Raw genomic sequence first — 13335 nt, forward strand, 5'->3', positions numbered from 1 at the left:
ATAGTCTTCAGGCGAAAATCAGCAGTAAAAACAGTACTGATCCGAGCACTGCGACTGTAAAATTTATAATTGAAAGCGCAATACTGACTTTACAGGGTGATATTTCGCCACCCGTGTTACACAATTTTACACGATCGTTTCTTTTATCTAGTGAGCTTAGAATTATTTTAATGGTAGAATCAAGTACTCTTGCCTTGTACTTGTTTATACACAGGATTTTTTACGCATGTTTCAACCTGTCAGTTTTTTTATTGGCCTGCGATATAGCCGCGCAGCCAAAGGCAACGCCTTTATTTCATTTATCTCCTTTTTCTCTATCACTGGGATCAGTTTGGGTTTAATGGCGCTTATCACGGTTGTATCGGTGATGAATGGATTTGAAGATAAACTTAAGCAAACCATGCTTGGTTATATTCCTCATTTAACGTTATCTAAAAATGCTCAAACTTTGGATGAAGTAAATACATTTATTGATAAGTGGCAGACAACATCACCGATAAAATCGGTTGCGCCATATATAAAAGCAGAAGCATTATTACAAAGTACCGCTGATATTCGGCCCATTTTGTTACAAGGTTTATATCAATCGACTCAATTTGAAGCCATAAGTAATACGGTGACACAAGGGCGCTGGCAAGATTTATTTGAGCAGCGCTACAGTATTGTGATGAGCCAATACTTAGCCAGCAAGCTGCAATTACGAGTCGGTGAGCAAATACGCGTGATTGTCCCTAGTGCATCCAATTATACACCTGCTGGGCGTGTGCCTAGCCAACGATTATTTACCTTGGTAGCCACGTTCTCAACAGGTTCAGAAGTCGATACTGCCCTTGCATTTACTGGGGGTGAATACGTCGCTCGTTTGCTTAAAAACGATCCCAACACCATTTCGGATATCGCTATTCAACTCAGTGATGCTTTTTTAGTCGATGAATTGTTAGCACATTACCCGCAACTGACTGATGGGTTTAATGTCACCGATTGGCGCAGCACTCAAGGGGCTTTATTTAGTGCTGTTGCGATGGAAAAACGCATTATGTCTTTGTTACTTGCATTGATTGTTTTAGTTGCCGTATTCAATATTGTATCGGCATTAATTATGATGGTGGGTGAAAAACAATCTGAGGTAGCAATTTTGCAAACCATAGGGTTAACGCCTAGCCAAGTTCAAAAAGTGTTCATCATACAAGGTCTTTACAATGGTGTATTAGGTACCGTCATTGGAGGTATTCTCGGTTTATTGTTAGCCGATAATATCAATCTAATATTGTCAGCAGTTGGGATCCATTTTTTAGGTGGGGTTGCGTTACCGGTGTTATTTGAACCCAGCCAACTTGCAATCATTTTTGTGTCCAGTTTAGCGATGAGTTTTGTGGCCACGTTGTATCCAGCAGCAAAAGCCGCAGGGGTGCGCCCAGCAGAGGTACTAAGATATGAGTAAATGTGTCGTACAATGTGTCAACATTGATAAAATTTATCAAGATGGTAATCAACGCACGCATGTATTGAAAGGCGTCGACCTTACATTACAACAAGGTGAAACGTTGGCGATTGTTGGTAGCTCTGGCTCGGGTAAAAGCACATTGTTGCATATTTTAGGTACGCTCGATAACGCATCCAGTGGCACCATGACGATAATGGGGCAAAACATTAGCCAGCTAAGTCGCACTGAACAAGCTAAATTTCGCAACCAACACTTAGGCTTTATTTACCAATTCCATCATTTGTTAATGGAGTTTACAGCCCTTGAAAATACGGCAATGCCGTTATTAATAGGTGGAATGAAAGCTGACGAGGCTAAAGCAAAAGCGACAGCAATGCTTAAGCGTGTTGGCTTGTCTCATCGTATTAATCACAAACCTTCTGAGCTATCAGGAGGAGAAAGGCAACGGGTGGCGATTGCTCGCGCGTTAGTGAGTGAACCGGATTTAGTCTTGGCGGATGAACCAACAGGTAATTTAGATAAACAAAATGCCCTCAATATTTATAACTTAATTCAAGAGCTTAATGTTTCATTAAAAACCAGCTTTATTGTCGTCACACATGATTTAGAGTTGGCTGCCAAGCTTAACAAGACCGCATTTTTAGACGATGGGGTCCTTAAAATTCAGCATAAAGAGGCATTATCTTGAATTTAAGTCTCTATTTAAGCCGGCGTTTTCGAAAAGCTAAGCGTGATAATGGTTTTATCGGCTTTATTGGTAAAGCATCCAGTGCGGGTATTGGGCTTGGTATTACTGTATTGATTGTGGCACTTTCTGTTTTTAATGGTTTTGAGCAGCAGTTGGTTGAACGTTTGCTTTCAGTTGTGCCTCATGTTGAATATGAAGCCCCTAATCGTCCAATCAATGATTGGCACAGTAAAGTGAAGCAGCTTGAAAATCATACTGACGTTGTTGGTGCATCGCCTTTTATAAAGCTTAACGGCATGGCTCAGTTTAAGAATGAATTAAAAGCTGTGGAAGTCAGCGCAATCGATCCTTCCTATGAAAAAAACGTCTCTGATATTGGCCAATTTATTACACCAAACCCATTGGATAAATTAGAAAAAGGCCAAATTATTTTAGGAAAAAAAATTTTTGAGGCGTTAGGTGTACAAGTGGGTGACAGTATTACCGTATTATTGCCGAATTTGAGTAGCAAAACAGATAATTTGGCTGCGGCTAAAAAATTACGTTTGGTGGTCGTGGGCAAAATTGCGATGGGTGGGCCCGTTGATCAGTCTACTGGCTTAATTCATCTGTCAGAGGCTCAAGCATTACTCGATTTAAGTGCAGATCAAACAATGGGCTTGCGCTTAAAATTATATGATGTATTTAATGCTCATAGCACTGCAATGTCTATAGGCAGCCAATTGAATGATTATGTCTACGTCAATACTTGGTTTCGTAGCCAAGGTAATCTCTATCAAGATATTCAGATGGTGCGAACGATTATTTACTTAGTGGTTTTTTTAATTATAGCCGTGGCAAGTTTTAATATCGTCTCGACATTAGTGATGGAAGTAAAAGAAAAGCAAAGTAATATCGCTATTTTAAAGACTATGGGGGCAACAGATCGAATGATTATTCTCACATTTATGTTCCATGGTATGTCGCAAGCCTTTATCGGAATGTTAGGTGGTACTTTAATCGGCGTTGCTTTATCACTCACATTGCCTGATCTCTTTATTTGGTGGAATCAACTATCCGGAAGTAATGTACTAGCAGGGGTCTATTTTGTAGAGTTCTTGCCCTCAAAACTACTTGTTTCGGATATCGTGCTAACGTTATCGGTCACTTTTATTATGACAAGTGTTGCAACTATTTACCCAGCTTGGCAAGCAAGCCGAATTGATCCTGCTAAGGTGCTGGGGCAATAATTGCCACCATGCTTGTAAGCGATAGGTGTTGTTGCGCCTTTACTTATGCTTGTACTTTATAGTGAATTCTTTCAGTCTGGTTAAAATATTGAGTTATTTGATTAGATACTGAGCAAACACACGCCATTGTTGAGCGCAATGGCCGCAATTACTTGATAACAGCTTGATAACATCTTAGAGTAGTGAAAACTCTAAAGGGGAAAGTCATGAGTGAACATACACAAGAACAACAATTAACTGAACAACAAATTGCCAATTGGCAACGCGACACTTTAGCGAGTTCACAAAAACATTTAGCTGAGCGTGGTATTGTGCCACAGTCTATTTTTGATAAAGAAAGCCGTTACTTAGCCCCATTCTTTGCGGTATGGAAAATCAAAGCACAAAACGGTAGAACCTATTGGGTTATTGCAGGACGTTTACCTACTGATCATGCAGAAATAACTGCAGCAGCAACAGCGCGTGAAGCAATTCGTTATTTCTCTTTGCAGTGGCAGCTTAAAGCTGACGAGATTGTACACGCAGGTGTGCGAGATAAAACCCAACTTGATTTCGCAAACTTACTCATAAACCGCGCTCATGGTTTATATGAGTTTTACGAAAAAGATGAACTTTGGACTAATGAACCAAAGTAAAAGGTTCAGGATTAAAATTTGAAACAGGGCAACTCAAGCGCAATCTTGGGATCCCTGCTTCCATAAAAACATGGCCTTGTGCTGTAAAACCCGCATTTAAAAACCGTTCGGTTTCTTGCAAAATGCAATTGAACGATACTTGTTTTATCCCTTGCTTCTTCGCTATTTCAACTAAATAACTAAACACTAAATGGTAAACTTGCTGATTACGGTGACTGGCAAGGACAGCAACACGGCTCATTAGGCCATCATCACTTAAACGTCCTGTTGCAATCACCGCATCATTTTCATTAGTCAAAATAATGTGTTTTGCTAGGCTGTCAAGCGTATCAAATTCAACATTTTGCGGAATATGGTATTCACAAACAAACACTTTTTCACGTAACGCTCTGAGTACTTTGTTGCTATTATGCCAATTAACTTGATGAACATGATACGACATGAAACCCCCGAATTATTCGATAAACCAGTAACCCTCGTTCATAAGTGTAGTCAATGTATCGATAAAAATTGGGCTTTTTATTGAACCTTTTAACTGGTCAGAGGTGATAGTGGTGTGATCGGTTAACAATTTTGTATCATCTAATTGATCTATTGGGAGAATATAATTTTGGCCATTGATGCTTAAAATTATTTCTTCCTCTTGAATTTGATAAATAGCTCGCAGACCACCGATCCGGTAAAAGGTAGTGTCTTCATCTTTAATTATTCCGACTAATTCGTCAGGAGTGAAAGCATCCTCAGGAGCAATTAAATCCATTTCATGTTTTGCAGTTGACATAAATTGGCCTAACCACAGTTTTAAACTCGTCTCATCATTAATTTGTTTGAGTAACAGTTGCTTAATTTGCTCATATTCATTCGCTCTTAACTCACCAATAGAATCAGGAGTTTGTAACGTTGGATCGCTGTAGCGTTGCTTGCCTAACTCTTGATCAATTAAATAATCAGTGAAAGAAGAAAGCATGTCGATTTGATTTGGCGCACGAAAACCCACAGAGTAATTAAGCGCATTTTCGACTGCGTAACCTTCATGCGGGCATCCTGGTGGAATATATAAAATATCACCGGGCTCGAGTACGGCATCAATCACGGCCTCAAAAGCGGTGATTTGCAGTAAATCTTTACAAGGGATCACTTCTTCAAGAGATTGTTCTGCGAGGCCAACACGCCAATGACGCTTTCCTTCACCTTGAATGATAAATACATCATATTGATCAAGGTGTGGGCCTACACCGCCACCTGGTGTTGAAAATGAAATCATTAAATCATCAATGCGCCAATTGGGAATAAATCTAAATGGTTCAAGTAATTGGGCTGAATCAGGATGCCAATGATCAACGGCTTGTACTAATAATGTTGAATGAGTTTCTGTGAGTAAATCAAACTCTTCAAATGGACCGTGATGGGCTTTCCATTTGTCATTTGCATTGGTGATGATCCGAGACTCAATGCATTCTTCTTGAGCAAGACCAGCTAATTCATCAGGTGAAATAGGATCTTCGAAATTACGAAATCCTTGTTTTATTAATAAAGGTTTTTTTTGCCAATATTGGCTTAAAAATTCGGCTTGGCTTAGGTCATTAATCGACAATTGAAACATGAATATTTCCCGCTTTAGAGCAAAAAAAAGCGAAAGGTAACCTTTCGCTTTTAGAAGGTGAGGTGTTGATTATAATGAATTGGTTAACTCAATCGCACAACCAATATAATTGGCAGGTGTTAGTTTTTTCATTTCAACTTTAACGTCGGCTGGTAAATCAAGACCATCAATAAAATCGGCCATAATTTGTTGATTTACACGTTTACCGCGCGTTAATTCCTTTAACTTTTCATATGGTTTTTCGATACCATATTTACGCATTACTGTTTGAATTGGCTCTGCCAATAATTCCCAGTTTTGGTCTAGTTCTTCAAGTAATTTAGTTTCATTTACTTCAAGTTTACTAATACCTTTAAGTGTTGATTGATACGCGATAATCGCATAACCCATGCCAACCCCTAAGTTACGTAAAACAGTAGAATCTGTTAAATCACGTTGCCAACGAGAAATAGGTAGCTTTTGTGCTAAATGATTAAAAATAGCATTTGCTAGGCCTAAGTTACCTTCTGAGTTTTCGAAATCAATTGGATTAACTTTATGTGGCATTGTTGATGAGCCAATTTCGCCAGCAATGGTTTTTTGCTTAAAGTGACCTAATGCAATATAGCCCCAAACATCACGGTCAAAATCGATTAAGATTGTATTGAAACGTGCAACCGCATCGAATAACTCAGCAATATAATCGTGTGGTTCGATCTGTGTTGTAAATGGGTTAAATGTGATACCTAAACCAGTAATGAAGGTTTCAGCATGTTTATGCCAATCATAATCTGGGTATGCGCTTAGGTGAGCATTGTAGTTACCAACAGCACCATTAGCTTTACCAAGCATCTCGATGTTGGCAATTTGATCACGTTGGCGTTTTAAACGTGCATACACGTTAGCCATTTCTTTACCCATAGTTGAAGGTGAAGCTGGCTGACCGTGCGTACGAGTCATCATAGGAATTGCTTGGTATTCGTTAGCAAGGCCCTTAATTGCATCTAGTAACTGATCACAGTATGGCAGTAAAACCTCAGATCGTGCTTCACTTAACATCAATGCATGAGATAAATTATTAATGTCTTCAGAAGTACATGCAAAATGAATGAATTCATTCACGGCATTAAGTTCTGCGTTGTTAGCTACTTTTTCTTTTAGAAGATATTCAACCGCTTTCACGTCGTGGTTGGTCGTGCGCTCAATTTCCTTAACGCGCGCGGCATCAGCTTCTGAGAAGTTAGTTACAATTGCATCTAAAAGTGCATTTGCTTCATCACTGAACGCAGGAACTTCAGCAATGGCCTCAGCACGAGAAAGTGCTTGTAGCCAACGAACTTCGACCGTTACACGGTATTTGATTAAACCAAATTCGCTGAAAATGCTGCGAAGTTCTGATGTTTTGCTGCCGTAACGACCGTCAACAGGGGAGATAGCGGTTAACGCTGAAAGCTCCATAATAGCTCCTAATAATAATGTAAGATCTTTAGTTAATACATTGATTTTGCAGTTGTAACAATTTTACCTTTTGCCAAAAAGAAGTGGCGACGTTTGCCACCCATTTGACGCCAAAGAACCGCAGCGCGGATCCCAGCAAGTAATAGGGCACGAATTTTATTTTGGATAGGCTTGTTTTCAAGTAAGTTTGGCTTACCAAATACTTGAATACGTTGACCTAAGGGGCTGACAATTTCAGCATAGATATCGGCAAAACTAGCAATGATGGTTTCATCGTTGATTTCAAAATGATTTAAACGGCGCTTAATATCATCTAAACGACTGCCAAGTAATGCTAGTTGTTGTGGTTTTGCGTTGAGTGCGCGCTCAAGTTGAATTAGGCCACCGACGTATTTAACCATTTCAACGTCTTTTTCTTGGCCACTTTCAAGTTGTTGCACAACTAGGCGAAAACCTTCGCGTAAGTTTCCAAATGAGCCATAAATCTCTTCAGGGCTTTGTGGATCGGTTTGAATTAAACTCAGAAGCAATAAATTAAAATCATGATCATTTACTTGCCCATATTGTGCGACCTTTTGCACATTTTTAGCCACTTGGCACATGGCAGCAAGAGCCATTACTTGATATGTCATGCTCATTTGATCACCGAATCAATAATACCACCACCTAAACACACTTCGTTTAGGTAAAAAACAGCCGATTGACCTGGAGTCACTGCTTTTTCTGGTTGGTCAAATAATACTCGGGCATAGCCATCATCACCCACTAACAGGGTGCAAGGTAAATCGGTTTGGCGGTAACGTGTTTTAACTGTACAACGCAGCGTCGTTTTAGGGCCCACTCGGTCAACCCAATGTAGTTGATTTGCCATTAAACCATTCGAATAAAGGCGAGGGTGATTTTTACCTTGCCCTACAACCAAAACGTTACGGGTTAAATCTTTGTCTACAACATACCAAGGCTGACCAGAACCTTCTTTCATACCACCAATTAACAAGCCTTTACGTTGGCCTAGAGTGTGGTACATCAAGCCCTCGTGATCGCCCACAACATTGCCGTCAGTATCTTCAATTTTGCCAGGCTGTGCAGGTAAGAATTTTTGTAGGAAGTCTTTAAACTTACGCTCGCCAATAAAACAAATACCTGTACTGTCTTTTTTATCGTGGGTAATAAGGTTTTGCTCTTCAGCAATACGGCGAACTTCTGGCTTTTCAATTTCGCCCACAGGGAATAGCGTTTGAGCTAAATGCTCATGGCTGAGGGTATAAAGAAAATAACTTTGGTCTTTATTGTCATCATCGCCACGGATCATGACATATTTATCATCGCGCAGTTCACGACGCACGTAATGACCTGTTGCAATAAAATCGGCATTCAGTGCTTCGGCAGCAAACTGCAAAAATGCTTTAAATTTAATCTCTTTATTGCACATGATATCGGGGTTTGGCGTGCGACCCGCTTTGTATTCTTCTAAAAAGTATTGAAAAACATTGTCCCAATACTCTGATGCAAAATTAACAGTATGTAGGGGGATCCCTAATTTTTCACATACAGCTTGCGCATCTTTTAAATCATCGGCAGCGGCACAGTATTCATCAGTGTCATCTTCTTCCCAATTTTTCATGAAAAGACCTTCAACCTGATAACCTTGCTGCATTAATAAATAGGCTGAAACGGAAGAGTCTACACCGCCAGACATGCCGACAATGACTTTGATGTTACTGTTATCACTCATACTGATACTAACTAATGATTTTTAAAGGCGCACATTATAGCACGCAATTGAGGTTGGCTAAATGGTAAGTTATAGCAATTTAGCCACAAATATATTCTAAAGCCATAAGCGGGCGAGATTGAGAATCTAAAATACAACGCAAAACCAAAGGGCTACGAAATACAGAATGCTCGATTTGATCCAAAGTCGCCCAAAAAGCGTAAACAATGTCAGCATCGTTTGGTTTTAATGGAGTACATTCATCGACTTTAAAATAAAAGCAAAATCGAAGGTAATCAACACCATTATCTCCAACATGGCGATATGTACCAATAAACCCAGACGGGTTGAGTTGCAAGCCGGTTTCTTCAAATAATTCACGTTTGCAGGCTTCAATTAATGTTTCGTGCTGTTCTAGATGGCCTGCTGGTTGGTTGATAACTAACTTACCTGAGTATTTATCGTGTTCTTCAACAAATAAAAATTGATTTTGGTACTGAACAACCGCAGCAACAGTCACATTGGGCTTGTGCATCAATACACCTTTTAGATAAGTTTAAATTGGCCGTTTTCAATACCATCAAGTGTCCAGTTACCTATTCGGTAGCGAATTAAACGAAGTGTTGGATGGCCAATATGAGCAGTCATTCTTCTTACTTGACGATTACGACCCTCAGTCAGTGTGATAGATAACCATGAGGTTGGGATATTTTTTCGTTCGCGAATAGGTGGATTACGAGTCCAAATATCAGGAGCATCCATCAATTCAACTTGCGCAGGCAAGGTTAGGCCATCTTTTAATTCAACGCCTTTACAAAGTGATTTAATTGCGTCTGTACTAGGTATGCCCTCAACTTGCACCCAATAGGTTTTGCTGGTTTTATGTTTCGGTGATGCGAGTTTGTTTTGCAGTTGCCCATCGTTTGTTAATACTAAGAGGCCTTCACTGTCTCTATCGAGTCGACCTGCGGCATAAACATCTTTCACGCTGATAAAATTGGCTAAAGTTTGGCGACCTGCCTCATCGGTGAATTGGCATAACACATCAAAAGGTTTGTTAAATAAAACAATTTTTTGTTCATCTTTTGGTAAAGCTACTGGTTTTTTAAATGGCTTGATGCGTTTTTGTGATGAAGATTTATTAACAGGTGAGGGCATAGTTTGCTCAATAGAGTATTCAATAAATAGATTATACCTTGGCAAAATAAGAAAGGGCACCGAAGTGCCCTGAAAAATCGAATAAGTAACTTATTTAGATTTTATTAATTATAGCGTTAAGCGTTGCGCTTGGACGCATCGCTTTGCTTGCAAGATCATCATTTGGAAAGAAATAACCATCTACATCAACGCTTACACCTTGAGCTGAATTTAGCTCAGATACGATTTTCGCTTCGTTTTTAGCAAGCTCTGCCGCAGGAATTGCAAAAATCGCAGCAAGTTGCGTATCAGCAGTTTGCGCTGCTAATTCTTGTGCCCAATACATTGCAAGGTAGAAATGGCTACCACGGTTATCAAGTTCGTTAACACGGCGTGAAGGTGATTTGTTTTCTTGCAAGAACTTAGCAGTTGCTAAATCAAGTGTATCGGCAAGTACTTTCGCTTTAGCATTGCCCGCAGTAACACTTAAATGCTCAAGTGATGCTGCAAGTGCTAAGAATTCACCTAAAGAATCCCAACGTAAATGGTTTTCTTTTTCGAATTGTTGAACGTGCTTAGGTGCTGAACCACCTGCACCCGTTTCAAACAAACCACCACCATTCATTAATGGTACGATTGAAAGCATTTTAGCACTGGTGCCAAGCTCTAGAATTGGGAATAAATCTGTTAAGTAGTCACGTAATACGTTACCTGTCACAGAAATTGTATCTAAGCCTTGTTTGATACGCTCAAGTGAAAACTTAGTTGCTTCAACAGGTGCTAAGATATGAATTTCTAATCCAACAGTATTATGTTGTGGTAAGTAAGCTTGAACTTTTTTAATTAATTCAGCGTCATGGGCGCGGTTCGCATCTAACCAAAATACAGCTGGTGTATTTGATAAACGCGCACGATTAACAGCAAGTTTTACCCAATCTTGAATTGGTGCGTCTTTCACTTGGCACATGCGCCAAATATCGCCAGCTTCTACAGTGTGTTTTAATAGCACAGTGCCAGCTGCATCAACCACACGTACTTCACCTGCTGATGAAATTTCAAAAGTTTTGTCATGCGAACCGTATTCTTCAGCTTTTTGAGCCATTAAGCCTACGTTTGGCACACTGCCCATGGTGGTTGGATCAAATGCACCATGTTCTTTACAAAAATCAATTGTTGCTTGGTAAACACCGGCATAACAACGATCTGGAATAATTGCTTTAGTATCTTTTAGCTGACCATCTGGGCCCCACATTTGACCTGATGAACGAATACATGCAGGCATAGATGCATCGATGATCACATCACTTGGTACGTGTAAGTTCGTGATGCCTTTGTCAGAATCAACCATAGCAAGTGCCGGGCGAGCAGCATAAACAGCAGCGATATCTGCTTCAACTTCAGCGCGTTGCTCCGCAGAAAGAGTTTGAATTTTGCTGTAAACATCACCAAGGCCGTTATTAACATCAACGCCTAATTGTTTAAATAGGTCAGCATGTTTAGCAAATACATCTTTAAAGAAAACAGTAACAGCATGACCGAAGATAATTGGGTCAGACACTTTCATCATCGTCGCTTTTAAATGCACAGATAATAAAACGTCTTCTTTTTTTGCATTGTTGATTTCAGTTTCTAAGAACTCACGTAAAGCATTGGCGCTTAACGTAGAGGCATCAATCACTTCACCAGCAAGTAATGGTGTATTAGCTTTGAGGACAGTTACTTCACCATTTGTCGCAACATGTTCAATGCGTACAGTTGTTGGTGTATTTACAGTAACTGACTTTTCAGAATCAAAGAAATCGCCATGGCTCATGCTTGCAACATGTGATTGCGAAGTCTTAGACCATGCGCCCATAGAATGAGGATTTGTTTTGGCATATTGCTTAACAGAACCTGGCGCACGGCGATCTGAGTTACCTTCACGAAGTACAGGGTTAACAGCACTGCCTTTGATTTTGTCGTAAGTTGCTTTAACTGATTTTTCTTCGTCTGTTTTAGCTTCTTCAGGATAATTAGGTAGTGCATAACCTTTTTGCTGAAGTTCTTTGATTACCGCTTGTAATTGTGGCACTGAAGCACTGATATTAGGAAGTTTGATAATATTTGCTTCAGGCGTGTTTGCTAATTCACCTAACTCTGTAAGTGCGTCGCCGATGCGTTGCTCTTCAGTTAAATATTGAGAAAAATTGGCGATTACACGGCCAGCAAGAGAAATGTCACGGGTTTCAACTTCTACACCAGAAACAGCTGTAAATGCTTGAACGATTGGTAATAGCGAGTACGTTGCTAAAGCTGGTGCTTCATCAGTCTTGGTATATATGATTTTTGATGTTTTTGTAGTCATCATTCTTCCTAAAATTGGGGCGTGTCCGCCTTTATCAACAATGCAATTGGTTTATTGAAACTAAATTTACTCGTTACACAATGGGGGCATTAAGTCATTATTTAAAGTGTTAACACGCTCATAATTAGTTTTTACAGGTAAATAAATCAATAAACGGACTATTTTCTTACTATAAAATTCGCGTAGAAGTATATCAGCGCAATATTAAATAAAACAGGTTTGGCTTATTATCGAATGGTATAACTATAAGGTAAGTGTCATAACAAACGGGAGGGGATAATTAGTTTGAATAACTAGGGGTAAGAAATGCAAAAAGCGGGTTAACCCGCTTTTAAGTGTTCAGAGTCACCTGCTATTGCAGCAGATCTCCATTAGGTTCTATATTGGTTGCGTGCAGTCCTTTTGGACCTGCTTGCAATTCAAATGTCACATCTTGACCCGCTTTGAGTGTTTTGTATCCGTCCATTACAATTGTTGAAAAGTGAGCAAAGATATCTTCTTCACGACCATCAGCAACAATGAACCCAAAACCTTTGGCGTTATTGAACCATTTGACTTTTCCGCAAGCCATACTTCTACATCCTTCTATAAGTTGACTAATTTAGTTATTCTAAACAACTATAAATTGGTAAACTGGTTAGCGAGTAACCATGTTCATTAACGACTGTAGTTTAATTGAACAATCAGTCAAGTGTTTTTTGGTGGTTTTTTTAATCAAAAAAATATTTAATTATTTTTTCTTTCTCGAGTTTGCTTGAGAACCTATGAGATGACTATATTAATATTATGAGTGGTTTAAAAGAGTCTGATGTAATCGATACCGTTCGCGAAAATGAGAAGCAAAAGCTTCGACCTCCGAGACAGTATCATGTAATTTTGAACAATGATGATTACACCCCAATGGATTTTGTCATTGAAGTCATTATGAAGTTTTTTAATAAAACGAGTGAACAAGCAGCAGAAATTATGCTCAAAGTTCATTATGAGGGTAAAGCAGTGTGTGGTGTTTATTCTGCAGAAATTGCTGAAACAAAAGTCGCTCAAGTCAATCAATACGCACGTGATAATGAGCATCCACTGCTTTGTAGTTATGAGCAGGTATAA

General features: G+C 39.4%; 14 protein-coding genes. 5 read left to right on the plus strand and 9 right to left on the minus strand.

What is annotated here, in order from left to right; all coding sequences use genetic code 11:
- Positions 1-226 precede the first annotated feature (226 nt).
- The 4 genes from AC3KZC_RS08020 (at position 227) to AC3KZC_RS08035 (ending at position 3996) form a co-directional block, all read left to right on the plus strand.
- Positions 227-1441, plus strand: a complete 1215-nt coding sequence (locus AC3KZC_RS08020; protein WP_490579228.1) for a lipoprotein-releasing ABC transporter permease subunit — start codon at positions 227-229, stop codon at positions 1439-1441.
- The gene (gene lolD / locus AC3KZC_RS08025) at positions 1434-2132 is read left to right on the plus strand and encodes a lipoprotein-releasing ABC transporter ATP-binding protein LolD (protein ID WP_490579227.1); all 699 of its coding nucleotides are present in this window, start codon (positions 1434-1436) and stop codon (positions 2130-2132) included. Before AC3KZC_RS08020 ends, lolD begins: the two co-directional genes overlap by 8 nt.
- A complete protein-coding gene (locus AC3KZC_RS08030; protein ID WP_490579226.1) occupies positions 2129-3361 on the plus strand; it encodes a lipoprotein-releasing ABC transporter permease subunit in 1233 nt (410 codons plus the stop codon). The genes lolD and AC3KZC_RS08030 overlap by 4 nt, the downstream gene beginning before the upstream one ends.
- Before the next feature lie 206 nt (positions 3362-3567).
- The gene (locus tag AC3KZC_RS08035; RefSeq protein WP_490579225.1) at positions 3568-3996 is read left to right on the plus strand and encodes a DUF4826 family protein; all 429 of its coding nucleotides are present in this window, start codon (positions 3568-3570) and stop codon (positions 3994-3996) included.
- Here AC3KZC_RS08035 and AC3KZC_RS08040 read toward each other — a convergent pair.
- The 9 genes from AC3KZC_RS08040 to cspD all read right to left on the minus strand — a co-directional run bounded on the left by AC3KZC_RS08040 (position 3980) and on the right by cspD (position 12802).
- Positions 3980-4438, minus strand: coding sequence for a GNAT family N-acetyltransferase (locus AC3KZC_RS08040; protein WP_490579224.1), 459 nt, complete (start codon positions 4436-4438; stop codon positions 3980-3982). The genes AC3KZC_RS08035 and AC3KZC_RS08040 overlap by 17 nt on opposite strands.
- A 12-nt stretch (positions 4439-4450) precedes the next feature.
- On the minus strand, positions 4451-5599 hold the full coding sequence (locus AC3KZC_RS08045) for a ribosomal protein uL16 3-hydroxylase (protein ID WP_490579223.1): 1149 nt from the start codon (positions 5597-5599) through the stop codon (positions 4451-4453).
- Between the two features lie 69 nt (positions 5600-5668).
- Entirely contained in the window at positions 5669-7036 is a 1368-nt protein-coding gene (gene purB, locus AC3KZC_RS08050; protein WP_490579222.1) for an adenylosuccinate lyase, read from the minus strand.
- A gap of 32 nt (positions 7037-7068) precedes the next feature.
- Positions 7069-7674, minus strand: a complete 606-nt coding sequence (gene hflD, locus AC3KZC_RS08055; protein WP_490579221.1) for a high frequency lysogenization protein HflD — start codon at positions 7672-7674, stop codon at positions 7069-7071.
- The gene (mnmA, locus tag AC3KZC_RS08060) at positions 7671-8771 is read right to left on the minus strand and encodes a tRNA 2-thiouridine(34) synthase MnmA (protein WP_490579220.1); all 1101 of its coding nucleotides are present in this window, start codon (positions 8769-8771) and stop codon (positions 7671-7673) included. The genes hflD and mnmA overlap by 4 nt, the downstream gene beginning before the upstream one ends.
- 79 nt (positions 8772-8850) lie before the next feature.
- The gene (locus AC3KZC_RS08065) at positions 8851-9285 is read right to left on the minus strand and encodes an NUDIX domain-containing protein (RefSeq protein WP_490579219.1); all 435 of its coding nucleotides are present in this window, start codon (positions 9283-9285) and stop codon (positions 8851-8853) included.
- 11 nt (positions 9286-9296) lie between these two features.
- The gene (locus AC3KZC_RS08070) at positions 9297-9908 is read right to left on the minus strand and encodes a pseudouridine synthase (protein ID WP_490579218.1); all 612 of its coding nucleotides are present in this window, start codon (positions 9906-9908) and stop codon (positions 9297-9299) included.
- 94 nt (positions 9909-10002) lie between these two features.
- On the minus strand, positions 10003-12231 hold the full coding sequence (locus AC3KZC_RS08075; protein ID WP_490579217.1) for an NADP-dependent isocitrate dehydrogenase: 2229 nt from the start codon (positions 12229-12231) through the stop codon (positions 10003-10005).
- A 352-nt stretch (positions 12232-12583) separates the two neighbouring features.
- Positions 12584-12802 (minus strand): cold shock domain-containing protein CspD, encoded by a 219-nt coding sequence (cspD, locus tag AC3KZC_RS08080; protein WP_009839768.1) that lies wholly within the window; start codon positions 12800-12802, stop codon positions 12584-12586.
- Positions 12803-13017: 215 nt separating this feature from the next.
- On the opposite strand from cspD, the gene clpS reads away from it, so the two are divergent.
- Entirely contained in the window at positions 13018-13335 is a 318-nt protein-coding gene (gene clpS / locus AC3KZC_RS08085) for an ATP-dependent Clp protease adapter ClpS (protein ID WP_490579216.1), read from the plus strand.

It is taken from the genome of Pseudoalteromonas sp. J2K-J031, from assembly GCF_058197095.2.